This is a genomic window from Candidatus Litorirhabdus singularis (assembly GCF_026262625.1).
Lineage (GTDB): Bacteria > Pseudomonadota > Gammaproteobacteria > Pseudomonadales > Halieaceae > Litorirhabdus > Litorirhabdus singularis.
The window spans coordinates 39,869-62,317 of sequence record NZ_SHNN01000007.1 but is presented as its reverse complement, the minus strand read 5'-3'; the positions used below and the strand labels follow the sequence as shown (position 1 = coordinate 62,317).

Genomic DNA, 22,449 nt, shown 5'->3' with positions numbered 1-22,449 from the left:
TCACGGTTGTCCTGATGTTAAAGAGTCCCAGTGTATCCTTGAGATATTTGTAGTAGCAATCTTCTGTGGTGACATAGTTGGCCGTGGTCTGCAAAGTTGGCCGAGCTGGTTTCAGGAAAAAGCGATGGTTTTGGCCATCACGCGCTATAATAGCGTGCTCGCTACCCCGCTATTGACTGTAACCCCGACGGAATCATTTTGACCACTGCCAGAGAATCCAATTTCCGATTCTTCTCCAGCTATCTCCTACATCACAAGTGGGAGTATGGGCTGGGTATCGCTTTTATTTTTGCCACCAACTGGATAGCGGTCAATATTCCGCTTTATCTGGGTAAAAGCATCGACTTGCTAGGCGATGATACGCTGGTAGATCAGCAGGACGCGCTGATGCAGGCGATCGGTATGGTCATTGCATTGGCTTTAGTGATGGTGGTCACGCGCACGGTATCGCGCATTCTATTTTTCAACCCAGGTCGGGCCATCGAGCGTGAGTTTAAAGATGATGCGCTGGCACGGCTTACCAGTATGCAGCCGGATTTCTACCGCGAGCATGAAACGGGCACCCTGATTTCCATCGTTAATAATGATATCAATGGTGTGCGTGCGCTCGCGGGTATCGTTATGTTGCAGGTCTTCAATATTATTTTTGCGTTGTCGCTAACGCCGCTGAAGATGTTCCAGATATCACCGAGTCTGACTCTGTATTGCATATTTCCGGTGCTGATCACGTTTGCGATTGCGCACAAGGGTATCGCGTATATGCGTCTGATGATGCGGGCGCGCATGGGGGAGCTGCAGGAAATGTCGGCCTCTACGGTGGGGTTTCTGTCTGGCATTGAGGTTATCAAATCCAATCATATTCAGGGTTGGGCCGAAACAGCTTTTGCCGGCGAGAACGACAAGATTCTTGATCGTTCGCTGAAGCTGGCGCGAGTCCGCACGATTGTGCTGCCGGTTATCGCCTATACCGACCGATTGTTGAAAGTACTGATACTGGGTGTGGGCGGCAGTTACCTGATTAATCAGGATCTGTCGCTGGGCGATCTGACGGCGCTGCTGTCCTATGCGGCCTTGTTGGCCATGCCGTTTATATCATTAGGGTTGGTTTTCTCCGCCTGGCAGACCGGTATTGTCAGCCTTGAAAGCATGCGCCGTATTCTGGACCAGCCGCTGCACCCGCAGGATCAACAGCATAAGCAAGCGCCGCAGCGTGAGCAGTTGTTTTCTCACCAGCTGCGGGTAGAGAACTTGAGCTATACCTACCCTGGCAGTGCCTCGCCCGCGCTTACCGATATAAGTTTTGAGATTAAACCCGGCCAGACCGTGGGTGTGGTCGGTCAGGTGGGGGCGGGTAAAAGTACCCTGGTGAATTGCCTCAATCGTTATTTGGCTGTTGGCCCCGGTCAGGTTTTTCTGGACGGTGAGGATGTGACTGTTATGTCGCGCCAGGATTTACGTAGCGCGGTGCGTACGATCACTCAAGAGCCGTTTTTATTCTCCGACACCGTTAGTGAGAACGTCCGCTTTGGCGCGGCTGATCATGCTGAGGCGTTGTCGCTGGAGCAGGCATTGCATCAGGGAGATATGTTGGCCGAGGTCGAGCAGTTTCCCGAGCAAGAGCAAACGCTGGTGGGAGAGAAGGGCATTTTGTTGTCCGGTGGTCAAAAGCAGCGCCTGAGTCTCACCCGAGGGCTGTATACCCCCTGCAAGTTGCTGGTACTGGACAATGTGCTTTCGGCTGTAGATAACGAGACCGAACGTTTTCTGTTGGACCAGATCTTTAATCATGCGCGTGCCGCAGCCACCCTGATTGTGTCTCACCGCGCCAGCGTGCTCGAGCAGGTCGATACGATTTTGGTGATGGCCGATGGCAAAATTGTGGCTCAGGGCACACACGCAGAATTGCTGGAAATTTCCCCAGAGTATCGCCACAGCTGGCAGTTGCAGCAACAGGGCGATGGGGTGGATGCATGAGTAATCCAGCGACAGGCTCATCGACAGCACCGGTGACGGGGCATGCGCCTGAACCACCGGTTCAGGCACGTATCAAGTGGTCGGCCCTGACGCGTTTTTTGGGCCACTTTCTGCCCTATCGGCGTCAGGTGATTCTGGGACTGTGCCTGATTCCAGTGTCGGTGACGTTCAGTATCATGTTCCCCTGGTTGATTATGCAGGTGATCGATGAGCAACTGGTGCCCGGCCGCAGTGAAGGGTTATTGCTGATGTGCGGTGCGCTGGCGGCAGTACTGGTGGGCAACTATATTGCCGACGCGGTGTTCAGTTATTCACTGCAGTCGGCGGCCCAATACGCCATTCGTGATATTCGCGGCGAGATGTTCCGCCGCGTGCTGCAGTTTCCAAGGCACTATTTTGACAGAACGCCAATGGGGGTGACGTTGACGCGTCTCACCAGTGATTTGGAGGCAATCAGTGAATCCTTTGCTCAGGGATTACTGAGCATGATCAGGGATGTATTGGTCACTCTGGCTCTGCTGGTGTTTCTGATGTTCATCAGTTGGAAGCTGACGCTGGTACTGCTGCTGATAGGCCCGCTAATTTACTATATTACCGAGGTGTTGCGCCGCAGGCTGCGCGATTCCTATTTGCAAGCGCGGGTAGTGCTGTCAGAGGGAACCGGCTATTTGCAGGAGTGTTTGTCCGGTATCAAGACAGTGCAGCTGTACAATGCCGAGGCGGATGTGCAGCAACGCTATGCCACCTACACCAAAGATTTTTATCACGCCCAGTCGCGCTCTAACCTGTATGACTCGTCGCTCTATTCACTGATTGAGGGCATCACCACGGTCAGTATGGGGCTCATCATTTGGTACGGCTCTAAGGAGATACTGGCAGCCAGTCTTACGGTGGGTGTGTTGGTGGGTTTCATCAGTACACTGGACAAAATATTTGTTCCCATCCGTGACTTCACCTCGCAAATGGCGGCTATTCAGCGCGCGTTTGCCGCCTTTGATCATATTGAAGACATTTACCAACAAGACACAGAGTCAGAAGACGATGTCTTGATTGCACGCCTGAGCCCTGCCGAGCAAGCGCAGCTGCTGCGGTTTGACAGCGTAGTGTTTGAGCAGGTGAGCTTTCGTTATACGCAGGCTGGGCCCTATGTGTTGCGTGGGGTTAGCTTTAGTCTGAATAAGGGCGACAAGATTGCGCTGGTAGGTAGCACTGGCTCGGGCAAGTCCACCATTATGCGTTTACTGACCCGTACTTACGTCAATTACGAGGGCTCCATCAAGCTTAATGGCGTAGAGCTAAATCGTATTCCCAAGCCAGAAGTTGCCAAATTTTTCTCGCTGATGCAGCAGGAAGTATTTCTGTTCAATGAAAGCATAGAGTTCAATATTGGTTTGCAGCGTGAAACCAATGAGGCTGACTTTGTGCAGTCGGCAGCGCGTTACGTGTATGCAGATGCGTTCATTGAGCGCCTGCCGGGTCAGTATCAGTTTGTGTTACAGGGTAATGGTGACAACCTGTCCGCTGGGCAGGCGCAGTTGATTGCTTTCGCGCGCGCCATTGCTGGCGGCAGTGAAGTGGTGATGCTGGACGAGGCGACCAGCTCGGTTGATTCGGTCACCGAAGAGCTTATCCAAAAAGCCATTGACCATGTGTTCGAAGACAAGACGGTTATCGCCATTGCGCACCGTCTCAGTACAATCGCTCACTCAGACCAGATTCTGGTGCTGGACCAGGGGGTTATTATCGAGCGAGGCACGCATGCGGCACTAATGGCAGAAGCGGGTTTCTATGCCAATCTGGTACGGCATCTGGATCAGGAACCTGAGCACTAGTCCGGCCAGGGCGCTGGATCACCGGCAGCGTGATGTTGTCAGCCGTGGCTGTGCCTGATTTTAAAAGTGGTAGCCGAGGGCGAGCCCGAGTAGCCAGGTGCTGTCGCCGTTCTCTATCATATCAACCGAGGCTTCAGGGGCCAGAGACCAGTGGCCGCCAATATTAAATTCGTAACCGCCGCCCAGACGCCAGAGGTATTTTTCTTTGCTGCCATGCCATTCATAGCCAGGCCCGGTAAAAATACGCCAGTGGCCGCCCGGGTGAATGCTCAGGGGTAATATGACGGCCTGATTACGCACGGCATCTTCTCCCAGCTCTTCATACACTGCGCCAATGCCCAGCTTCGCGCTAAAGCGGTACTCGTACTCGAGGCCCGCCATCGAAGTGTTCTCGTCGTGATCACTTTTCTTTTCGACGCCGCCCGCAAGCACCACTGCCAGGTGATGGTAGGGTATGTCGCCCGCTGCAAGGGCTGTTTTTGAAGTTAGTACCAGAATCAACAGGAAGAGCTTTACGTACATAAGAGACACCCTGATAGCGGTTGTTTACCTGCCGAAGATACCGCACAGGCGATAGAGTGATGACGTAACTGAAGCGCGCCCCGCAGAATAACACGGGTAGGTGTTCAGCTCTATGAGCCCGCCCCGGCAATGCGATCCTGCACATCGGTGAGTTTGGCGCGCGCCTGGCGTTGCTGCGAGCGCGGTGGAGCCGGCACGCTATCACCGGGCAGTGGTGGCAGCTGAAAGGAGGTATAGACCACCTGTCGGGTGCGCTTGCTGGGGCTATGTGCGCGATGCAAGGTGTCGCTGCAATGGACCGTGATGTCGCCAGTCAGGGTTTCCAGTTTCACCGGCGCTAAATCGAGACTGGGGTCCAGTCGGGCAATTTGTACGTTGGCCCGGTGAGAGCCCGGGACAACGCCGAGGGCGCCACTGGCGCTATCAGCTCCGGTCACTGAGATACCAACGGTCAGGCCGTTGCACTGCAAGCTGTGACCGCCCTGGCCGCAATCCTTGTGCCAGGGTAGATCGGACAGCCCCTTGCGAATATGCAGGGGTTTGAGCAGGCCTTCGGCGCTCATGTTGCTGCCGTCGTGGCCATCGTCGGTCAGCGCTGCCAGCCATTGCAGGCGCTCGTCGTGCAATAGCTTCTGCAACATATCGGATTGCTCGTTGAACCAGAGTACGCGTACCGCTTGTTGTTTGCCGCTGGCGTCCTCCGCCCACCAGGAAGCACCATCATCCGGTGTGGCTCGCGATAGCGCACGATCCAGGTCAGTGCTGACCTGTGCCATCTCGGCGCCCGAGAACACCGACTGGATATGCAAAAAACCAGCCTCCTGCAATTGGTGTTGCATGGCACTGCGATCATCATCAAGGGTGAACTTGCGGGTGGTATCCAGAGAGTTGCCGTGTTGGTCGTGTAAGCTTATGGCGCCGGGCTCATGCACTGGACGGCCATCCAACAGGGCTCTGAACACCGGTTCCCAACTGATCCAGTGCTCAAAGTCGCCGCGGGTTATCTTGACCAGCGATTGCATGGCCAGGCCCATGGTGGTGCTTTGATCCTGCAGTAGCTTAGAGAGTGCCTCAGCTGACAGCTCAGCTTTAATGCAGTCACTATCATCACGCTCACTCAGCTCCAGGCGGTCGCCGTGTACCCGCAAGGTCAGGCCACGGTCGGCAACTTGCAGGCGTAAGCCAGTAATACTTCTGCTGGTGATGCCGCGCGCTGCTAAGCGGCTGTTGCGAGCGACGGCAGCTGGCAATACCTGTTCGAAGGCTTCCTCAATGCCAATCTGACGCAGGTCGATATGGCGGCGGGTGCGACAATCGATAGACATAAAAAAAGGCTCCGCATAAGGGGAGCCTTCAGTATAGCCAGGATAAACCGTTATTCGCCAGTGGCGGGCAACGGCTGTGGGCCAGGATTACTCGTCGAGGAAGCTGCGCAGATGATCAGAGCGCGAGGGATGACGCAGTTTGCGCAATGCCTTGGCTTCGATCTGACGAATACGCTCACGCGTTACGTCAAACTGCTTGCCCACTTCTTCCAGAGTATGGTCGGTATTCATATCGATGCCAAAACGCATACGCAGCACCTTGGCTTCACGCGCAGTCAGCCCTGCCAAGACATCTTTAGTGGCTTCATGCAGGCCAGAGCCTGTTGCAGAATCTACGGGTGATGCGATGGTGGCGTCTTCAATGAAATCACCCAGGTGCGAATCTTCGTCATCACCGATAGGGGTTTCCATGGAAATAGGCTCTTTGGCAATCTTCAGCACTTTGCGAATCTTGTCCTCAGGCATTTCCATGCGTTCGCCCAATTCTTCAGGCGTTGGCTCGCGGCCCATCTCCTGCAGCATCTGACGGCTGATACGGTTGAGTTTGTTGATGGTCTCAATCATATGCACCGGAATACGAATGGTGCGGGCCTGGTCAGCAATAGAGCGGGTAATGGCCTGACGAATCCACCAGGTAGCATAGGTTGAAAATTTGTAACCGCGGCGATATTCAAACTTGTCGACCGCTTTCATCAGGCCAATGTTGCCTTCCTGAATAAGATCGAGGAACTGTAGGCCGCGGTTGGTGTACTTCTTGGCGATGGAGATAACCAGGCGCAGGTTAGCCTCAACCATTTCTTTCTTGGCACGACGGGCCATAGCTTCGCCCATGGACATGCGGCGATTGATTTCCTTGATTTCCGCCACAGTCAGGCCGGTGCGGCTCTCCAGCATGGCGATTTTGCGTTGTGCACGCAGAATGATGTCTTTTTGCGCCATCATTTTTACTGCGTAATCTTTTTTGCTACGTGCGTATTTGGTGATCCACTTCAGGTCGCCTTCGCTGCCTTGAAAGCTCTTGATGAACTCGGCGCGAGGCATACCGCTATAGCGCACGACGGTGCGCATGATTTCACGCTCCTGATCACGGACACCGCTCAGTACGGCGCGTGCCGTTTCTGTCATGGGGTCAAAAACTCTAGGAGTCAGCTTGAGGAACTTGAACAGCTCACCCAGCTTTTCCAGGTCCTTAATAGCAGTTTTGCCACTGCGACCTTCTTTGGCGATCGACTTCTCGGCCTTGTTATAGGCGCGCTTAATGGCAGTAAAGCGTTTCTTGGCTTCTACCGGATCTGGTCCGGTGTCTGGCTCGTCCTCATCATCGTCATCGGCTTCAGGTTTATTGCCGGCGGCTTCCGCAGCAGCTGCAGCAGCAGCGGCAGCAGCGGCGACTTCCTGGGCAGAAGGCACGTGGTCGGCCGGGTCCAGGTAGCCGATCAGAATATCGGGCAGCTTGCGCTCTTCGGTCGCAACCTTGTCATACTCGTCGATAATCGATTGCACCGAACCGGGGAAATGCGCCAGCGCGGCCATGAGCTCGCGGATGCCTTCTTCGATACGTTTGGCAATGACAATCTCACCCTCACGGGTCAGCAGTTCCACCGTGCCCATCTCGCGCATATACATACGCACGGGGTCGGTGGTGCGGCCGGCTTCGGTCTCTACCGCGGCCAGTGCTGCTGCAGCTTCCGCTGCAGCGATGTCGTCGGCAGAACTATCGCCTTCGGTCATCAGCAGGGTATCGGCGTCTGGGGCAACCTCAAACACCTGAATGCCCATGTCGTTGATCATCTGGATGATATCTTCGACCTGATCCGGGTCAGAGATATCTTCAGGCAGGTGGTCATTGACCTCGGCATAGGTCAGGTAGCCCTGTTCCTTGCCCTTGGCAATAAGTTCCTTGAGACGGGATTGTTGCTGAACCGCGTCGTTCATTAAGTAATTACCTATGTAGTTGGAACACGATGCCCCTGCACTGTTCGCAGGTGAAAGGCCAAAAAAAATTAGCCGCGAAGTATAACCGATAAACACTAGCCGCGACTACTAAATAACGTACTACTGCTTAGAATAATGAATTGCCTGAAAGTTCGTTATGGCAGGCCTATTTGCCCCGTTTTTGGTCCAGTTGCTGCTTTTCCTGCAATGCGCGAACAATTTCCAGCTTTTCCAGATCGCTGATATCAGCGTAGTTCCTGTCCCGGAGTTTGTCGACTCGCGCGCCTAAAATTTGCCGTTTTGGGTGTTGGATAAGTAACTCAATGGTGTCGCTAAACTGTTTTTCAATGCCTGCGGCCGGAATTAACCTTTCCTGACCTGCCAGTTGGTTCAGTACCTCGCCGGCATCGCTGCCATACCAGTGCCCCAAAATCATGGCTGTAGTCGAGTCCGGGCGCCGCTGTAGCAATTCGAGTACCTCGACCAGCAGGGCTATATCGGTACCTGCCAGCTGTTTGAGGGCCGAATAATCGCCGGCTTGTTGGGCGATATCGGGTTTGTGTAACAACAGGGCCATAGCAGACTGCGCCAGGTTGCTAAACCCTTGGGGTTGTTGGTGCAGCACAGGGCGTTGGCGTGGCTTGCTGGACTCTGGAGGCGCCTGAGCCTGTTTCTGTGCCGGAACAGGAGTCGGCGCTGGTATGTCTACCAGCGCCTGCAGGGCGCCTTGTTCGAGCCCGGTGCGTTCGGCCAGGGCCTGAAACATCAATTGTCTGAAGACACCGTTGGGTAATTTTGAGAGTAGCGGTGCGGCCAGTTTGCTCAGGCGTGCGCGGCCGTCCATGCTGTCGATATCAAGCCCCTGACCGACACTTTCAAACAGATACTGTTCCAACGGCATGGCCTGTTCCACCAGTTGTAGAAAATGCTCGGCACCGCGGTCACGCACCAGAGTATCCGGGTCCTCGCCTTCTGGCAGGAACAAAAACTTGGCCTGACGGCCGTCTTGCATCGCCGGTAGCGCAGACTCCAGCGCCCGCGTGGCGGCTTTGCGTCCAGCCTCGTCGCCGTCGAAGCAAAACACAACTTCCGAACAGCGCCGGTATATTTTTTCCAGATGTGCGGTGCTGGTTGCGGTACCGAGTGTTGCCACGGCCCACGTGATACCGTGCTGGCCCAGGGCAATGACGTCCATGTAGCCTTCGACGACTACAATTCGCTGTAGCTGGCGATTGAGCTTTTGGGCATGGTATAGCCCGTACAACTCACGCCCCTTGTGAAATATCTCGGTTTCCGGGGAATTGAGATATTTGGGTTTGTCATCCCCCAGTACTCGTCCGCCGAAAGCGATAACGCGACCACGCTGATCGCGAATGGGAAAGACCACCCGGTTGCGGAAGCGGTCATAGACCCGCCCGTCTTCGTTTTTTATCACCATGCCGGCCTGCTGCAGCTGCAGCTTGCGTTCTTCGCTGGTGCCCAGCGTGCTAAGCAGGTTATCCCAGCCCGGCGGAGCAAAGCCCATGTCATACTGTTTGGCGACCTGACCGGTAAGGCCACGGCCTTTCAGATAAGCGACGGCCTGGTCTCGCTCGGGGTGGCTGCGCAGCTGCTTCTGGTAGTAGGAGGCGGCTTCTTCCAGCAGTGGGTAGAGCTCGCGCTGGCCCTTATCGACCTTTTGATTGCTTTCTTCCCTGGGCACCTGCATGCCGCAGGCGTCGGCCAGACTTTCCACGGCTCGCGGAAACTCCATGTTCTCGTAGTCCATGAGAAAGCCCAGGGAGTTGCCGCCAGCGCCGCAGCCAAAGCAGTAGTAGAACTGCTTTTCAGGGTTGACGCTGAAAGAGGGGGTTTTCTCATCGTGGAAGGGGCATCGTGCTGAGTAGTTCTTGCCGGTTTTTTTGAGCTTTACCCGGCGATCAATGACCTCGACGATATCGGCTCGGTCGAGCAAGTCGTCAATGAAAGATTGGGGTATACGTCCGGCCATAATCTATTCTAGCCCACTATGCCGGAGCATGGGGTTGGGTGTAGGAGGGAAATGTGTTTTAACTGGCCGAAAGTGCATCGGTCCAGAGGTCAGGCTAGTCGATCCTTAACCAGCTTGCTAACCTGGCCGATGTCGGCGCGGCCTTGCAGCTGCGGCTTGAGCTGTCCCATCACGGGGCCCATCCCTTGCATATCGGTAGCGCCAGTGCTGGCAATAGCAGCATCGATTAAGGCCAGAACATCCGCTTCAGACAATTGCTGCGGCAGAAACTCTTGAATAACGCCAATTTCGTAGTTTTCCTGGTCGGCCAGATCGGTGCGCTCTGCGTCGGTGTATTGCTGAGCTGAGTCGCGTCGCTGCTTGACCATTTTGTCGAGTACGGCCAGAGCGCGCTGATCGTCGACGCTAATGCGTTCGTCAACTTCTATGCGTTTGAATTCCGCCTGCATGAGGCGAATAGTGCTCAAACGTGGCTTGTCCTTGGCTCTCATGGCAGCCTTCATGGCTGCCTTGATTGTCTCGGTGAGGGAGGTATCACTCATGCGGGCAGGCGAGCTCTAGTAAAGACGAACGCGCTTTTTGTTTTCCCGTGAGACTTTCTTGGCATGACGCTTGACGGCAGCGGCAGCGGCGCGCTTACGCACAGTCGTCGGCTTTTCGTAGTGCTCACGCTTGCGTACTTCGGCGAGAACACCGGCTTTTTCGCAAGAGCGCTTGAAGCGGCGCAGCGCGATATCAAAAGGTTCATTTTCCTTGATCTTGATTGATGGCATTAAAGCGTTACCTGTCTTGGCTTTTCGTTGTGTTTGAATGTTTCCCTGCAGGCCACTAAATTCGGGGTCTACAGGCTTAAAGGGCGCGCATTTTATACCTTAATTGCCGATATTGCAAAGCCCCCTTGAGGGTGAAGGGGAAGGCAGCGCGCCGGTTTATCGGATTGTAGCCAGCCGGAGCCTCCATTATCATGCCCACTTTGTAAAACTGAGGCCTCCCATGCTGGTACTGGGGATAGAAACATCCTGTGATGAGACCGGGGTTGCGTTATACGACAGCGATCGTGGCTTGCTGGCTGACGCATTATACAGCCAGGTTGCCGTGCATGAGGAATACGGTGGCGTGGTGCCGGAGCTGGCTTCGCGTGACCATGTGCGCAAGGCGCTGCCACTGATTGAGGAAGTCATTAGCAAAGCTGGCGTGGGGCGTGGTGAGATTTCAGCGGTGGCGTATACCGCCGGCCCTGGACTGGTAGGCGCTTTGATGGTCGGAGCCACTCTGGCCCGCGGTCTGGCCATGGGCTGGGGTATTCCGGCGCTGGGTATTCATCACATGGAGGGGCATTTACTGGCTCCTATGCTGGAGCCAGACAAACCCGCTTACCCTTTTATTGCGCTGCTGGTATCTGGCGGTCACACCCAGTTGGTGCGCGTTGATGGACTGGGTGAATACAAACTGCTGGGTGAATCACTGGACGATGCGGCGGGTGAAGCCTTTGATAAGGTGGCAAAAATGTTGGGAGAGCCTTATCCGGGTGGACCGCATGTCGCGCGGCTGGCTGAGTCGGGTGATCCGGCCCGCTTTACCTTTCCGCGGCCCATGGTGAATCGCCCGGGGTTAGATTTCAGCTTCAGTGGCCTGAAAACGTTTACGCTCAATACCCTGGCGCAAAATGGGGGTCGCGATAATGTGGATCAGCAAACTCGCGCAGATATTGCCTGTGCGTTTCAGTTAGCGGTGGTTGATACGCTGGTTATCAAGTGTCGCAGAGCCCTGCAGCAAGAGCAGCTGCAGCGGCTGGTTATCGCCGGCGGTGTCAGCGCCAATACTGAGCTACGTGAGCGCCTGAGTGCGGCTCTGGCCAAGATACAGGCCAGGGTTTATTACCCGGCATTGCGTTTTTGCACCGATAACGGAGCGATGATTGCTTACGCCGGTTGTCAGCGTTTGTTGGCAGGGGACACCGAGCGCGCGGATACGGCCGTGCGTCCGCGTTGGCCCATGGACGAGCTCGCGGCACCCGGAGCAGCATAGTATGGATATTATTTATATATCTCAGTTGCGTATCGATACCTATATCGGTGTGCACGAATGGGAGCAGCAACAGCGGCAAACCGTTGTTATCGACCTGGAGTTGGGCAGTGATGTAGCGCACACGGCAGCTACTGATGACCTGAGCACCACCGCCGATTACGCGGCGATCAGCGCGCGTCTGTTAAACATGATTGAGAATCAGCATTTTCGCCTTTTGGAAACGCTCGCCGAACAGATAGCGCAGGTATTACAGGAGGAATTTGGAGTGCCCTGGCTGCAATTGCGCTTGGGCAAACCTGGTGCGGTGCCTCAGGCCGACGATGTCGGCGTTATTATTGAACGTGGTGAGCAGTCCTAAGTGGCCCTGATTTCCCTGAATGTGGGCAGTAATATCGATCGCGAGAACCAGCTGCGTGCTGGCGTGAAGGCATTGCGGGCGAAGTTTGGTGAGCTGCAGCTGTCCTCGGTCTATGAAAGTGCAGCGGTCGGTTTCAGTGGTGAGGCGTTTTTGAATCTGGGTGTCGTGCTATCGAGCTCACTGCCGTTGGCAGAGCTGGCAAGCTGGTTGCGCGAGTTAGAGTATGCCCATGGTAGGCCCGCAGATGCCGGCCCGCGCAGTGCCCGCACATTGGATATTGATATTCTGACGTTCGATGACTTGGTGGGCCGGTTTGGTAAGGTGGAATTGCCACGGCCAGAAATACTGTTTAATGCTCACGTATTGGGTCCCATGGCCGAATTGCAGCCTGCGGTTTTACATCCTGTGGAGGGCATTAGCTACGCCCGTTTGTGGGAGCAGTACGAGTACCAGGGGCGGGTTCGTACCATACCGTTTAACTGGCAGGGGTGAGACTGGCTCCTCCATCTACAGCCAGTATTTGGCCGGTAACATAGGGCGCTTCAGCCGCCAGAAATAGCACACAACGGGCGATATCCTCACACTCCCCGAGGCGACCCAACGGAATAGCCCGCAGTAGGCTTTCGCGCTCCGCCTCGCTCATCTCTGCATCACCTGGCTCTGGCCACAGGATGGCGCCGGGCGCGACGCCGTTGACTCTTACTGCCGGTGCCAATTCCAGCGCCAGCTGTCGCGTGAGGCTGGCAAGACCATTTTTCGCGGTATTATACAGGGCGTAACCGGGCTGCGGACGTGCGGCGAAGGCGTCGATAATGTTGACGATGTTGCCACGGTTCTGGCCCAAAACAGGCGCCAGCGCCTGACTCAGTAACCAGGGTGCGCGTAAATTGGTATGCATCAGAATATCCCAGTTTGTGGGGTTGGCCTGATCCTGAGGCGTCGGTAAATAGACGGATGCATTGTTGACTAACAACCGCAGGCGGGAGTGGTCAATCTGTTCAGTTAGCTTGGCGATCTGGTCGCTTTCGGCCAGGTCTGCCTTGACCAGCGAGCATGAGTCAGGACGCAGTGCGTTTAATTGGGCAGCGAGGGCAGTGGCGCTCTCGCTGGAGCTGCGGTAGTGCAGCACCAGGTCATAATCGGCCTGATGCAGTTGCCTGCAAATAGCAGCGCCTATGCGCTGTGCCGCGCCGGTTATCAAGGCCAGGGGATTGCGCTCAGGCATCTTGCCTGCCTGCCGGCTGGGCCAGTAATTGTAGGCGACGAGCACGTATCTTGGCGCCTATTTCAGCACCTGCCACCCCCTCTTTAAGCCATTGTGCAGTATCAATGCGATGGCAGATTTTACGTGCCTCCAGCAGTCTGCTGGCGAGGACTGCACTCAGTCCATGGCAAATGACACAGCAGCCGATGAAGTCCTCAAAGCGTTGCTCACGGCGCCATGCATCGCTGCTTTCCAGCAACTGCAATATGGCCTCTGGGTCGGTGGCGGCGTTGACGGTTGGGCCCAGATTACCGCATAACTCGGCGAGCTCACGGTGTTGTTTGGGGCTACCCAGTTGACGGCAGATACTGCCAATAAGGTCACCAGGCAGGTTGCCCAGCAAGCAGGCAAAGCGCTCGGAGGAGCTGCTGCCCTGTGCTGCAGCTGTCTGCAGATTTGACAGGTGATGTTGCTCTAATGGCCATTGTGGCACCAGTGCCTGTAGGGCCCCGCAGTCCTGTAATGTGGTGAAAAAGATGTGTGGAGATTGCTCGCCCATTGAACGCTCAAGCTCCTGCCAGATGCGTTCAGTAGGCAAATGCTCTAACTCGCCACTGGCAGCAATGGTACACATGAGTTCCTGGGTTTCGGAGGCAATGGTGAAGCCAAGATGGTGAAAGCGTGCGGCAAAGCGGGCCACTCTGAGTACTCGCAGCGGGTCTTCCACAAACGCCGCAGAGACGTGGCGCAGCAGGCGTTGCTGCAGGTCCTGCTGGCCGCCATAGGGGTCGTACAGGTTTCCTGCGCTGTCTTGGGCGATGGCATTGATCGTCAGGTCACGGCGCGACAGATCTTGTTCCAGCGTCACATCGGTGTCGCTGTAGCAGGTGAAACCATTGTAGCCATGGCCGCTTTTACGCTCGGTGCGCGCCAGGGCATATTCTTCCTTGGTGTCGGGATGCAGATAGACCGGAAAGTCTTTTCCAATCTGGCTATATCCGGCATCCAGCATTTGTTGGGGGGTGGCGCCGACTACGACCCAGTCTTGATCACCACGCGGCTGGCCCAGCAGACTGTCGCGGACAGCGCCTCCCACTAGATAGACGTCCAGCTCAGCTGCAGTCACAGCGGTGCCATTGCTGAGTGTCCAGACAGTACATGCTCAATGTGTTTCCCCATACGCAACCGGTGTCGGTAGCATACAGGTTTTCGCCAACGGCCCTGCCGTCAAGCGCGGCCCAATGGCCGAAGATGATGCGGGTATCGCGAGTGCGCCTGTCCATGTGGTCGAACCAGGGGCCGACGATTTTGCCGGGGTCGGGGGTGGCACCTTTACTTGTCAGGTCTAGCCCGCCGTCGGCGTCTATAAAGCGCATCCGTGTCAGGTAATTGGTAATCAGGCGCAGTCGCGGCATACCGCTAAGACAGTCATCCCAGGTGTTGGGCACGTCGCCATACATAGACGCAAGGAATTGGCGATAGTCAGCGCCGCGCAGCGCCGCCTCTACCTCTTGTGCGCAGCCCTGAGCCTGCGCCAAATCCCACATCGGCGGAATACCAGCATGCACCATGGTATAGCCCTGTTCGGTGTGCAGCAGGGGTTGTTGGCGTAACCAGTTCAGCAACTTGTCACGGTCGGGTGCTACCAAAATTTTATGCAGGGTATCGCCCGCGCTCATGGGGCGCAGGCCGTTCGCCACCGCCAGTAGATGCAGGTCATGGTTACCCAGCACACAGGTGATTTGTTTGCGGTGTTTATAGAGGTAGCGCAGCGTCTTGAGGGACTTGGGTCCGCGATTAACCAGGTCACCAACCAACCACAAGCGGTCGCGGGACCAGCTGAACCCAGCGTCCTTGAGCAAACACTTGAGCGGCTTGATGCAGCCCTGTAAATCGCCTACCGCGTACGTCGCCATATTGTTTTGTAGGTTGTCCTTTTGATTGTCCTGGGCCTGCTCGCAGGCACTAGTCATTAGGCTCCAGCAAAGCACTGATCGCCAGAAACTGGTCCAGGCTGAGAGTCTCGGCCCTGGCGCCAGGTTCGATGCCTACGGACTCCAATTGTTGCACGCTGACCAGGTCACGCAAAGTGTTGCGTAAGGTTTTACGGCGTTGCGCAAAGGCGGTGCTGACCACCCGGCGCAAGCGGGCTTCAGTAATAGCGTCGGTGCTGCCAGCGGGCTTTGGTTGCAATCTGACGATGGCCGACTGCACCTTTGGTGCCGGACTAAACGCGTGAGGTGGCACTTCAAACAGCGAATCAACCTGGCAATGGTATTGCGCCATAACGCCGAGTTTCCCCCAGGCTTTACTGCCCGGGCTGGCGGACAGGCGTTTGACCACTTCCAGTTGCAGCATGAAGTGCATATCAGTGATCAACCCGACGTACTGCAAAAGATGGAAAATAAGCGGTGTGGAAATATTGTAGGGCAGGTTGCCAACCACGCGCAGGGGTTGCTGTGCTTGCTGCAATTGAGCGTAATCAAAGCTCAGGGCATCGGCACTGTGAACAGTGAGGTTGTCGGCGTTGGCGAAGCGTTGCTGTAGCAGAGGCACCAGGTCGCGGTCCAGCTCAATCACATCGAGCTGTCCGGCGCTGTCCACCAGTTCAGTGGTCAGCGCTCCCTTGCCGGGCCCAATTTCAACCACATGCTGGTCAGGCCGCGGGTTGATGGCGCGGGCTATCTGGCGGATCACGCCTGCGTCGGTCAGAAAATTCTGGCCGAATCGTTTACGCGCGCGATGTTTGTCGCTCATGTTACCGCGCCCGCAGTGACCATCTCGCTGGCGACGCTGAGTGCATAATGTAGCGAGCCGCTGTCGATCTGACCGCTGCCGGCCAGGTCGAGCGCGGTGCCGTGGTCAACTGATGTGCGCACTATGGGTAGGCCTAGCGTAATGTTGACTGCATTGCCGAAACCGGCGTATTTGAGTACTGGCAGTCCCTGGTCGTGATACATGGCAAGTACCGCATCGCATGTTTTCAACACTTTGGGATTAAAAGCAGTGTCGGCAGGCAGCGGGCCGCGTACATCCATGCCGCCGGCGCGCAACTCGTTTAGTGCAGGTTCGATGATGGTTTGCTCCTCAGTGCCCAAATGGCCATCCTCTCCAGCGTGGGGGTTTAGGCCCAGTACCGCAATGACAGGGTTGGGCAGCCCAAACCGGGTCTGTAAATCCCGATGCAAAATTTCGCAGACGCTGGTCAGCTCGGCCGCGGTGATTGCAGCGGGCACTGCCTTCAACGGCAGATGCGTTGTCACCAGAGCAACGCGCAGGCCCTCGGTAGCAAGCATCATCACTACTTTTGGGGTGGCGGTCAGCTCTGCCAGATATTCAGTATGCCCACTAAAAGGAATACCGGCGGCGTTAATGACCGACTTTTGCACCGGAGCGGTGACCATGGCATCAAAGTGGCCCAGCTCAATACCGGTTACTGCGCTTTGTAAGGTCTGCAGCACATAGTTCGCATTGGCGCTATTGAGCTGTCCGGCCACGCAAGGGGCCGCGAGAGGCACGTGCAGAACCTGCAGTGAGCCGGCTACAGACGCTGTGTGTGGCGCGGCCGGGTCAAACTCCTGCAGAGTCACCGTAATGCCTAGCTGGGCGGCTCGTTGCTGCAGGAGCGAGCGGTCGCCGATAGCGACAATATGATCGTTCTGCGCTGTCCGACTCAGCAGCAGCGCAAGGTCGGGACCAATGCCGGCGGGTTCGCCGGTGGTCAGGGCCAGACGGGCTATCACCGGCGTTGCCAGTTACTTGATGTCCACAAAGGCTTCATCGCGAATTTTACGCAGCCAGGCATCGAGTTCCTCCTGGTATTTGCGTTGATGCAAAACTTCACGGGCCCGGTTCATGGCTACAATTTCCGTCATATCCTCCTGACGGCGGTCCTCTACCTGGAGAATGTGCCAGCCAAACTGAGTTCTGAAGGGCTCCGATACTGCACCAATCTCAACATTTTGCACCATCTGTTCAAACTCTGGCACCATCTGGCCGGGGTTGGTCCAGCCGAGCTCGCCACCTTCCTGGGCAGAACCAATATCTTCAGAGTTGGCCCGCGCCAGTTCGGCAAAGTCAGCACCATCTATGATCTGCCGGCGGAGTCTGGCGACAAACTCGCGCGTCTGTTCGTCGTTGCGAATAGTCGACGGCTTGACCAGAATATGGCGAACCTTGTTTTGCCCAACAATGGTTGTGCCGCCGCGCTTTTCCGCCATGATGACGAGGTGAAAGCCGCTGGCGCTGCGAATAGGCGGTGAAGATTGACCTATTTGCAGCGTTGGTGCGACCTCGGCAAACAGGCTGGGGACTTCATCGCTTTTACGCCATCCCAGATCACCGCCTGTGAACAGGTAGGGTTCTCCACTGCTGGCAATAACCGGCCCAAATTCCTCGCCTGCCTTGATGCGTTGATAGAGCTTTTCAACATGCGCTTTGGCGGCGGCTTCGTTTAGTGAGCTGCCCTCGGGTATGGGCAGTAACGCGTGAATCAGATGGTACTGCTCCGCTGTTAGAACCTCGCCTTCCTCAGACTCCAGATAGTTGAGTGCTTCCTGTTCGGTAATTTGAATACGCTGATTGACGTTTCCCGATTGGACCCGCTGTAGAATCAATTCACGTTCAATGCTGTTGCGCATGGAAGTATAGGATTGCCCCTGCGCCTCCAGCTGAACTCGAAATTGCTCAACGCTCATACGGTTTTGCGCTGCCACCCTGGCCACTGCATCGTTGAGTTGGGCATCGCCGATGCGCACGCCAGCCCGCGCCGCCATTTGCAATTGGATGCTTTCCAGCACCAGGCGGTCCAGGGTTTCACGCACCAGTAGGTTCTGGTCCGGTAACTCCTGCTGCTGCGCCTCCAGATTAGCGCGCACCCGGTTCAGGCGCTCGCGCAGTTCGCTGGACATAATGACATCGTCCTCAACAATAGCCACCACTGAGTCCAATGGCTGAAAGTCGGCACTGCTGGCCATGGCTGTACAACAAAATGCGATTGCCAGCGCCGCTTGACGCCACGTTTTCCTAATCATCTTCACTCTCATAGCCACGAATAAACTCTTCCAATACTTTGGTTACACGGGTGCCAACGCCACCTAGCCCTTTGAGCTGGAACTCGACGTAGGTTGCCTGTTTGGTCTCTACGTCACTACCTACGACAGTAGAGCCGCTAACTTGGTTCAGGCTGCGCTGATGCACTAGCCGCAGACGCCAGCAGCAATCATTATACTCTATGCCAAAGATGTCATTGATACTGTCCTTCTCGTCAAGGTCATACAGGGCTTGGAAGAATACCCCCCAGTTGTCTGCTATCGGCAGATAAGTAGAGAAATCGACCTGACTGATGTCTTGATTGGCATTGACGACACCGGTATCGTTGGCGCGCCGAAAACTATAGCCCAGGTTAAAAATACGGCCCTTGGGCGCCATATAACTGACGCGGGCGTTGGTCTGGTCAAGCTCGTTGGTGTTGGTGTTAAATAGCCACGACGAGTCGAAAGAGAGGGCGTTGGTAGGCTCCATGCCAAACTGGGCAGCAATTGAAGAGCTGCCCTCCATGTTATCTATTTCCGGTGTGCCATCATTGACCAGACGGTCATCGAAGTAATGAATCTGACCGATGCTGGCACGCAGTGTTTGATTGCCCGTTTCCTGATCAATAAGACGAGTGGTTATGCCCACCGAAACCTGATTGGCGTCGTCGATACGGTCATAACCGGCAAAACGGGTGTCGCGAAACAGCTGGCCGTAGCTGAAGGTCAGCTCGCGAGTGTCAAAGTTAGGTAAATCATCCTGTTCTTCGTAGTCAGCCCACAGGTAAAACACCTGTGGCTCGAGTGTATGCAGGAATCGCTTGCCGCCCCAGTCCATGTCTCGCTCAAAAAACAGACTGCCATCGATACTGGCCAGCGGTGCGCCTACGCTGGGGTTGTTGTCTTCGCCGTCGTTGAGGAACTGTTTATCGAGGTTGTAGTTTATGTGTCGATACTTGATGGTGGGGGTGAGGTTGCCCCAGATCCAGCTCATCGGGTAATTGACGCCGGCCTCATTGAAAAGTCGCTCGCCGGTTTGCAGAGTCTGGTGATCGAAGGCGGTTAACCGGCTCTTGAACAGCACATTCGGGCTGAAATCCTTTTGCCTGCGAACGTGGTCCAACGCAATTTCCGGGAGCTTCTTGTAGGGTTTGTTGACGATGTCCTTGTCGATGGTCTGGAATTGCTGAAACCGGATTTCGGCTTCCCAGTTGTCGCCCAGGTAGTTCATGCGTGCCAGCTGATCGAGGTGAGTGTTCTGGCGTACGTCCAGCGAAGAGGTGCCGATGTCGGCCAGATAATCGATATCACTGATTTCGGTATAGTCGATTTCAGAGCGCCAGCGGTCATTGACAAGACCGCGCTGGTCTATAGAGCCTAGCCAGCGGTCGCCACTGGTCCCCGGGTTCTCGTCCTTATAGCGCTTATCACCGTCGATATAACTGACACCAAAGTCCCACAGTCCAAGCCAAGTGCCCAGATAGCGAGCCTGCACCTCAGCCTGCGCGCCACGATCGGCGATCAAGCGCGGGGTGAGCAAAAGGTCGTAGTTGGGCGCCAGATTTAAATAGTAGGGCACGGCAAAATCAACCCCACCACTGGAGTCGCGCCCAAATTCTGGCCAGAGGAAGCCACTTTTGCGCCGATCATCGATCGGAAACTGCAGATAGGGGAAATAGAATACCGGAGTGCCTTTCAATTCCAGGCGAGCCGAGCGCGCGGTGCCAGTGCCAGCCTCAGTATCCAGCTCTAGCTCTTTACTGATCAGCGACCAGAACTCGGCGCTTGGTGGGCAGTAGCTGTAGGCTGCCGACTCCAGCTCAATAATTTCATCGGCGCGACGATAGATTTGCTCGGCGCTGCCCCTGCCGTGCTGCTCGTGCATCAGAAAGTGGCCGTTATCCAGCCTGGCCTCGCCGGTATTGGTATCCACCCACGCGCTTTCGCCGCGCAATAAGGCCCCCGGCTCGCGAAACTCTACATTGCCATTCATAGTGCCGGTGCCGTTGCTGCGATCGTACTCGGCCCGGTCAGAGCGCAACTGGCGATAGCCCTGATTCAGGCTTACATCGCCTTCCAGGCGCACCAGATTGCCTTGTAGTTCAGAGCTGTCGGCGCTGCCGAGAATTTCCTGCGTGCTGGGGTCTATCGATGTGTCCACTGCTGCGAGCGGATCAACGTAGGCGCCGCCGCAATGCATCGCGCGCGCCTGCTTTTGATTTTCTGGCAGTAGCTGATAGGCGACCCAGTCAAGCGTATCGGGTTGCATCTGAGCGCTGGATGTCGGCGCCGCGGCGCCGCAGCTTGCCGTGTTCGGTTCACAATCGACGGGCATCGTTTGCGCGGCCAGGGCTGGAGCCCACAGCGTCAGAGCCAGCAATATGCCGCGGGTCATACAATGACGACGGTAAGCGATGGTGAATAATGCGCCCGGATTCATGAACAGGTAATGTATTTGTGCTGCTGTCAGTGGATAATTGGCGGATGATAAAGCATTACGGGCTGGCTTGCCCGCGAATAATGATGGCGGGGAGTTCACCTTAATGGATACGCGAGAGCGTGAGCTGCACGGTTGGGTGCTGGCTGCTTTGAACCTGGATGCACGTGGCACTGACTGGCAGCCGGTGGCTGGTGATGCCAGCGCCCGTCGTTATTTCAGGTTACGGCATGAAAAGCGTGCCTGGATAGCGGTAGATGCGCCGCCTGCCAGTGAGAAAAACCGCGAATTTCTGGCGGTTCGAGAGCTGCTGGCTAACGCCAACGTGCGCGTGCCAGAGTTGCTCGACAGTACGCTGGAACAGGGCTATCTATTGCTGGAGGATCTTGGCGAGCAGCTGCTGTTACCGATGCTTACGCCGGCTACCGTAGATGGCCATTATCAGCAGGCACTGCAGGTGCTGGCCTCAATTCAGTCGATCGATACCGCTGCCGCTGCCGCGAAACTGCCAGCGTATGATAGTGCGGTGTTGGCGGAGGAACTGCAGCGCTTCCCGGAGTGGTTTGTAGAGGGGCTATTGCAGATAACCGTGACAAGCGCTTGGTCTGCACAGCTGCAAGATTTTTTCCAGATTCTAATTGAGAGCGCCGCCGGGCAACCGCAGGTGGTGGTGCACCGCGATTTTCACAGCCGCAATCTCATGCCCCAGGACGACGGCTCACTGGGGGTGATTGATTTTCAGGATGCAGTGTTGGGCCCGGTCTGTTACGACCTGGTGTCGCTGCTGCGCGACTGCTATATCCGCTGGCCCGCCCCACAGGTGCGTGGTTGGGCGCTGGATTACTATCACCAGAGCTCGCAGACGAGTCGTGTATCTGATGAGCAGTTCATGCGCTGGTTTGATCTGATAGGGCTGCAGCGTCACCTGAAAGTGCTGGGTAATTTTTCACGGCTGGCCCTGCGTGACCAACGCGATACTTATCTGTCTGATATTCCTATGGTGTTGGACTACGTCGTCGAGGTGCTCGCGGTATATCCCGAGTTTGAGTGGTTAAACGACTGGTTTCGGGTTGAGGTGCAGCCCAGGGTGCTAGCACAAGTGTGGGAAGCGTCCCCATGAAAGCGATGATTCTTGCCGCCGGGCTGGGTGAGCGCATGCGCCCACTTACCGACCTTACGCCCAAACCCCTGTTGCCCGTGGGCGGCAAGCCACTGATTCAGTGGCATATAGAAAACCTGGTGGCGGCGGGTTTTACTAATGTTGTGATCAATACCTCCCACCTGGGCGAGCAGATAGAAGCCTTTTTGGGCGACGGCGGTAGCTGGGGTTGCCAGATTGAATACTCGCGTGAAGCGCAGCCGCTGGAGACTGCCGGCGGTATTGTGCAGGCGCTGCCGCTGTTGGGCGCCGGGCCATTTGCCCTGGTCAACGGCGATGTCTGGTGCGACTACCCTTTATCGCATCTGCGTGACTTGCCAATGGCAGCAGCGCATTTGGCGCATCTGGTGCTGGTAGACAACCCGGCGCATCACGATGGTGATTTTGTTCTTGAAGGTGATGCGGTGCGTTTGGTGGAGCAGCCGGGTGGAGCGCCAGCGTTGACCTACGCCGGTATTGCCGTCTATCGACCCGAGTTTTTCGCTGGTACTGCGCCTGGTAAGCTGCCGCTGCGGCCCCTGTTAGATGCGGCAATTGCCGCCAGCGCCGTCAGCGGAGAGCATTTTAGTGGGCGCTGGACCGATGTCGGTACTCCCCAGCGACTCAAGGAACTGGATGCAAGTCTGAGCATCCTTTAGAATGCCGCATTTTC

General features: G+C 56.0%; 20 protein-coding genes. 7 read left to right on the top strand and 13 right to left on the bottom strand.

Annotated features, from left to right (window positions below; all coding sequences use genetic code 11):
- The first annotated feature begins 198 nt into the window (after positions 1–198).
- Both EYC98_RS21190 and EYC98_RS21185 read left to right on the top strand, forming a co-directional pair.
- Entirely contained in the window at positions 199–1,974 is a 1,776-nt protein-coding gene (locus EYC98_RS21190; RefSeq protein ID WP_279247410.1) for an ABC transporter ATP-binding protein, read from the top strand.
- A complete protein-coding gene (locus tag EYC98_RS21185) occupies positions 1,971–3,806 on the top strand; it encodes an ABC transporter ATP-binding protein (RefSeq protein WP_279247409.1) in 1,836 nt (611 codons plus the stop codon). Before EYC98_RS21190 ends, EYC98_RS21185 begins: the two co-directional genes overlap by 4 nt.
- 60 nt (positions 3,807–3,866) lie before the next feature.
- Here EYC98_RS21185 and EYC98_RS21180 read toward each other — a convergent pair whose 3' ends face one another.
- From EYC98_RS21180 to rpsU, 6 genes are all read right to left on the bottom strand, one after another.
- Positions 3,867–4,328 carry a hypothetical protein gene (locus EYC98_RS21180; RefSeq protein ID WP_279247408.1) on the bottom strand — a complete coding sequence of 154 codons (462 nt, stop codon included), beginning with the start codon at positions 4,326–4,328 and terminating at the stop codon, positions 3,867–3,869.
- Positions 4,329–4,438: 110 nt separating this feature from the next.
- Positions 4,439–5,653, bottom strand: a complete 1,215-nt coding sequence (locus tag EYC98_RS21175; protein ID WP_279247407.1) for a phytanoyl-CoA dioxygenase family protein — start codon at positions 5,651–5,653, stop codon at positions 4,439–4,441.
- A gap of 87 nt (positions 5,654–5,740) precedes the next feature.
- Positions 5,741–7,588 carry an RNA polymerase sigma factor RpoD gene (gene rpoD, locus EYC98_RS21170; RefSeq protein WP_279247406.1) on the bottom strand — a complete coding sequence of 616 codons (1,848 nt, stop codon included), beginning with the start codon at positions 7,586–7,588 and terminating at the stop codon, positions 5,741–5,743.
- 166 nt (positions 7,589–7,754) lie between these two features.
- Positions 7,755–9,578: a DNA primase gene (gene dnaG, locus EYC98_RS21165; RefSeq protein ID WP_279247405.1), complete on the bottom strand. Its 1,824-nt coding sequence runs from the start codon at positions 9,576–9,578 to the stop codon at positions 7,755–7,757.
- 89 nt (positions 9,579–9,667) lie between these two features.
- On the bottom strand, positions 9,668–10,120 hold the full coding sequence (locus EYC98_RS21160; protein WP_279247404.1) for a GatB/YqeY domain-containing protein: 453 nt from the start codon (positions 10,118–10,120) through the stop codon (positions 9,668–9,670).
- 15 nt (positions 10,121–10,135) lie between these two features.
- Positions 10,136–10,351 (bottom strand): 30S ribosomal protein S21, encoded by a 216-nt coding sequence (gene rpsU / locus EYC98_RS21155; RefSeq protein WP_279247403.1) that lies wholly within the window; start codon positions 10,349–10,351, stop codon positions 10,136–10,138.
- Between the two features lie 220 nt (positions 10,352–10,571).
- Between rpsU and tsaD the strand changes: the two genes are divergently transcribed.
- From tsaD to folK, 3 genes are read left to right on the top strand one after another with little or no spacing between them, the layout of a single operon-like run.
- Positions 10,572–11,606, top strand: a complete 1,035-nt coding sequence (gene tsaD / locus EYC98_RS21150) for a tRNA (adenosine(37)-N6)-threonylcarbamoyltransferase complex transferase subunit TsaD (protein ID WP_279247402.1) — start codon at positions 10,572–10,574, stop codon at positions 11,604–11,606.
- 1 nt (position 11,607) lies between these two features.
- Complete coding sequence (folB, locus tag EYC98_RS21145) at positions 11,608–11,964, top strand: dihydroneopterin aldolase (RefSeq protein ID WP_279247401.1); 357 nt, start codon at positions 11,608–11,610, stop codon at positions 11,962–11,964.
- Entirely contained in the window at positions 11,965–12,456 is a 492-nt protein-coding gene (gene folK, locus EYC98_RS21140) for a 2-amino-4-hydroxy-6-hydroxymethyldihydropteridine diphosphokinase (protein ID WP_279247400.1), read from the top strand.
- Here the strand turns inward: folK and EYC98_RS21135 are convergent.
- The 7 genes from EYC98_RS21135 to EYC98_RS21105 are packed head-to-tail and all read right to left on the bottom strand — an operon-like array spanning position 12,440 to position 20,641.
- Positions 12,440–13,189, bottom strand: coding sequence for a pteridine reductase (locus tag EYC98_RS21135; protein WP_279247399.1), 750 nt, complete (start codon positions 13,187–13,189; stop codon positions 12,440–12,442). The genes folK and EYC98_RS21135 overlap by 17 nt on opposite strands.
- Positions 13,182–14,294, bottom strand: coding sequence for a tRNA nucleotidyltransferase/poly(A) polymerase-related protein (locus EYC98_RS21130; protein ID WP_279247398.1), 1,113 nt, complete (start codon positions 14,292–14,294; stop codon positions 13,182–13,184). The genes EYC98_RS21135 and EYC98_RS21130 overlap by 8 nt, the downstream gene beginning before the upstream one ends.
- The gene (locus EYC98_RS21125) at positions 14,281–15,141 is read right to left on the bottom strand and encodes a symmetrical bis(5'-nucleosyl)-tetraphosphatase (RefSeq protein ID WP_320415571.1); all 861 of its coding nucleotides are present in this window, start codon (positions 15,139–15,141) and stop codon (positions 14,281–14,283) included. The genes EYC98_RS21130 and EYC98_RS21125 overlap by 14 nt, the downstream gene beginning before the upstream one ends.
- Positions 15,134–15,925, bottom strand: coding sequence for a 16S rRNA (adenine(1518)-N(6)/adenine(1519)-N(6))-dimethyltransferase RsmA (rsmA, locus tag EYC98_RS21120; protein WP_279247397.1), 792 nt, complete (start codon positions 15,923–15,925; stop codon positions 15,134–15,136). The genes EYC98_RS21125 and rsmA overlap by 8 nt, the downstream gene beginning before the upstream one ends.
- Positions 15,922–16,911 (bottom strand): 4-hydroxythreonine-4-phosphate dehydrogenase PdxA, encoded by a 990-nt coding sequence (gene pdxA / locus EYC98_RS21115; protein WP_279247396.1) that lies wholly within the window; start codon positions 16,909–16,911, stop codon positions 15,922–15,924. Before pdxA ends, rsmA begins: the two co-directional genes overlap by 4 nt.
- Before the next feature lie 12 nt (positions 16,912–16,923).
- Positions 16,924–18,201 carry a peptidylprolyl isomerase gene (locus EYC98_RS21110; protein WP_279247395.1) on the bottom strand — a complete coding sequence of 426 codons (1,278 nt, stop codon included), beginning with the start codon at positions 18,199–18,201 and terminating at the stop codon, positions 16,924–16,926.
- Positions 18,194–20,641 carry an LPS-assembly protein LptD gene (locus EYC98_RS21105; RefSeq protein WP_279247394.1) on the bottom strand — a complete coding sequence of 816 codons (2,448 nt, stop codon included), beginning with the start codon at positions 20,639–20,641 and terminating at the stop codon, positions 18,194–18,196. Before EYC98_RS21105 ends, EYC98_RS21110 begins: the two co-directional genes overlap by 8 nt.
- Positions 20,642–20,744: 103 nt before the next feature.
- On the opposite strand from EYC98_RS21105, the gene EYC98_RS21100 reads away from it, so the two are divergent.
- Together EYC98_RS21100 and murU are read left to right on the top strand one after the other, a co-directional pair.
- A complete protein-coding gene (locus tag EYC98_RS21100) occupies positions 20,745–21,758 on the top strand; it encodes an aminoglycoside phosphotransferase family protein (RefSeq protein WP_279247393.1) in 1,014 nt (337 codons plus the stop codon).
- The gene (gene murU, locus EYC98_RS21095; protein ID WP_279247392.1) at positions 21,755–22,435 is read left to right on the top strand and encodes an N-acetylmuramate alpha-1-phosphate uridylyltransferase MurU; all 681 of its coding nucleotides are present in this window, start codon (positions 21,755–21,757) and stop codon (positions 22,433–22,435) included. The genes EYC98_RS21100 and murU overlap by 4 nt, the downstream gene beginning before the upstream one ends.
- The last annotated feature ends 14 nt before the right edge of the window (positions 22,436–22,449 follow it).

Coding starts and splice junctions, on each gene's coding strand:
- EYC98_RS21185 (WP_279247409.1), top strand. CDS start 1,971: ATGAGTAATCCAGCGACAGGCTCATCGACAGCACCGGTGACGGGGCAT.
- EYC98_RS21180 (WP_279247408.1), bottom strand. CDS start 4,328: ATGTACGTAAAGCTCTTCCTGTTGATTCTGGTACTAACTTCAAAAACA.
- EYC98_RS21175 (WP_279247407.1), bottom strand. CDS start 5,653: ATGTCTATCGATTGTCGCACCCGCCGCCATATCGACCTGCGTCAGATT.
- rpoD (WP_279247406.1), bottom strand. CDS start 7,588: ATGAACGACGCGGTTCAGCAACAATCCCGTCTCAAGGAACTTATTGCC.
- dnaG (WP_279247405.1), bottom strand. CDS start 9,578: ATGGCCGGACGTATACCCCAATCTTTCATTGACGACTTGCTCGACCGA.
- EYC98_RS21160 (WP_279247404.1), bottom strand. CDS start 10,120: ATGAGTGATACCTCCCTCACCGAGACAATCAAGGCAGCCATGAAGGCT.
- rpsU (WP_279247403.1), bottom strand. CDS start 10,351: ATGCCATCAATCAAGATCAAGGAAAATGAACCTTTTGATATCGCGCTG.
- tsaD (WP_279247402.1), top strand. CDS start 10,572: ATGCTGGTACTGGGGATAGAAACATCCTGTGATGAGACCGGGGTTGCG.
- folB (WP_279247401.1), top strand. CDS start 11,608: ATGGATATTATTTATATATCTCAGTTGCGTATCGATACCTATATCGGT.
- EYC98_RS21135 (WP_279247399.1), bottom strand. CDS start 13,189: ATGCCTGAGCGCAATCCCCTGGCCTTGATAACCGGCGCGGCACAGCGC.
- EYC98_RS21125 (WP_320415571.1), bottom strand. CDS start 15,141: ATGACTAGTGCCTGCGAGCAGGCCCAGGACAATCAAAAGGACAACCTA.
- rsmA (WP_279247397.1), bottom strand. CDS start 15,925: ATGAGCGACAAACATCGCGCGCGTAAACGATTCGGCCAGAATTTTCTG.
- EYC98_RS21110 (WP_279247395.1), bottom strand. CDS start 18,201: ATGATTAGGAAAACGTGGCGTCAAGCGGCGCTGGCAATCGCATTTTGT.
- EYC98_RS21105 (WP_279247394.1), bottom strand. CDS start 20,641: ATGAATCCGGGCGCATTATTCACCATCGCTTACCGTCGTCATTGTATG.
- EYC98_RS21100 (WP_279247393.1), top strand. CDS start 20,745: ATGGATACGCGAGAGCGTGAGCTGCACGGTTGGGTGCTGGCTGCTTTG.
- murU (WP_279247392.1), top strand. CDS start 21,755: ATGAAAGCGATGATTCTTGCCGCCGGGCTGGGTGAGCGCATGCGCCCA.